Origin of the sequence: Aeromonas schubertii (assembly GCF_000820105.1) — a bacterium.
GTDB lineage: Bacteria > Pseudomonadota > Gammaproteobacteria > Enterobacterales > Aeromonadaceae > Aeromonas > Aeromonas schubertii.
In genome coordinates this window covers 1-1721 of sequence record NZ_CDDB01000096.1, presented here as the reverse complement: position 1 = coordinate 1721, position 1721 = coordinate 1, and the positions used below count along the sequence as shown (strand labels likewise).

Here is a 1721-nt window from a genome sequence, read left to right as displayed (position 1 = left end):
CGACGCCAGTGGGTGGTAGACCGACTGGCTCAGCGGTCGCGCCTCTTTGCCATCGGCATCTGCGCCTACGCGGTCATGAGCAACCACTACCACCTGGTGCTGAAAGTGGATGCCGAGCAGGCGCAGGGCTGGAGCGAGCGGGAAGAGAGAGATTCTGGGACACCCACCATTTTGACAGGGGCGTAGCAGTCTGCTGGACTTGAGGTATCACTGCCGAGGAACTCGCGGCAGATTCTGGGACACCCACCATTTTGACAGGGGCGTAGCGCTCTGCTTGGCTTGAAGCATCACTGCCGAGGAACTTGCCATGACCATCGCCCGTTCACGTCAGATCAGCCTGCAGGATACGCCCTACTACCACGTGGTCAGCCGCTGTGTGCGGCGGGCGTTTCTGTGTGGGGAAGATGCTCATTCGGGCCAGAGTTACGAGCATCGACGCCAGTGGGTGGTAGACCGACTGGGTCAGCTGTCGCGCCTCTTTGCCATCGGCATCTGCGCCTACGCGGTCATGAGCAACCACTACCACCTGGTGCTGAAAGTGGATGCCGAGCAGGCGCAGGGTTGGAGCGAGCGGGAGGTGGCCGAACGCTGGGCCGGGCTGTTCCAGTGGCCGCTGCTGGTGCGCCGCTGGTATCAGGGAGATGCCCTGATTGAGCCTGAGCTCTCGGTAGTGCAGGGATTGATAGAGCAGTGGCGAGAGCGGCTCTACTCCATCAGCTGGTTCGTGCGCCTGCTCAACGAAGGGCTGGCTCGCCAAGCCAATCAGGAAGATAGCTGCAAGGGTCACTTCTGGGAGGGGCGCTTCAAGAGCCAGGCCCTGCTGAGCGAGTCGGCGCTGCTCGCCTGCATGGCCTATGTGGAGCTCAATCCCATCCGCGCCAAACTCGCCGACCGGCCCGAGGAGAGCGACTACACCAGCATCAGCCAGCGTCTGGGACGTGCCCAAACCACCGAGTTGCCACCCCTGCTGCTGCCGTTTGCCAAGCAGGGGGAACCCGAGTCACTCCCCTACACCTTCACCGACTATCTGGCTTTAGTTGACTGGACCGGCCGCGCCATCCGTGATGACAAACGCGGCCATATTCCCGAGGCGCTTTCTCCCATCCTGCGGCAGATTCTGGGACACCCACCATTTTGACAGAGGCGTAGCGCTCTGCTGGACTTGAAGCATCACTGCCGAGGAACTCGCCATGACCATCGCCCGTTCACGTCAAATCAGCCTGCAGGATACGCCCTACTACCACGTGGTGAGCCGCTGCGTGCGGCGGGCCTTTCTGTGTGGGGAAGATGCTCATTCGGGGCAGAGCTATGAGCATCGCCGCCAGTGGGTTGTAGACCGACTGGGTCAGCTGTCGCGCCTCTTTGCCATCGGCATCTGCGCCTACGCGGTGATGAGCAACCACTATCACCTGGTGCTGAGAGTGGATGCCGAGCAGGCCCAGGGCTGGAGCGAGCGGGAGGTGGCCGAGCGCTGGGCCGGGCTGTTCCAGTGGCCGCTACTGGTGCGGCGCTGGTATCAGGGGGATGCCCTGATTGAGCCAGAGCTCTCGGTAGTGCAGGGGCTGATAGAGGAGTGGCGTGGGCGACTCTACTCCATCAGTTGGTTTGTGCGCCTGCTCAACGAAGGGCTGGCCCGTCAGGCCAATCAGGAAGACAGCTGCAAGGGTCACTTCTGGGAGGGGCGCTTCAAGAGTCAGGCTCTGCTGACGGAGTCGGCGCTG

The 1721-nt window shown here is 62.4% G+C and carries 2 protein-coding genes and 1 pseudogene; all 3 read left to right on the top strand.

What is annotated here, in order from left to right; genetic code table 11:
- Positions 1–144, top strand: a pseudogene (locus BN1133_RS20370) (alpha-amylase family glycosyl hydrolase); the annotation flags it as partial.
- 163 nt (positions 145–307) lie between these two features.
- Complete coding sequence (locus BN1133_RS17860; protein WP_231686295.1) at positions 308–1138, top strand: transposase; 831 nt, start codon at positions 308–310, stop codon at positions 1136–1138.
- Positions 1139–1190: 52 nt separating this feature from the next.
- Positions 1191–1721: transposase (locus BN1133_RS17855; RefSeq protein ID WP_462477401.1), on the top strand; the 531-nt coding region annotated here is incomplete at its 3' end.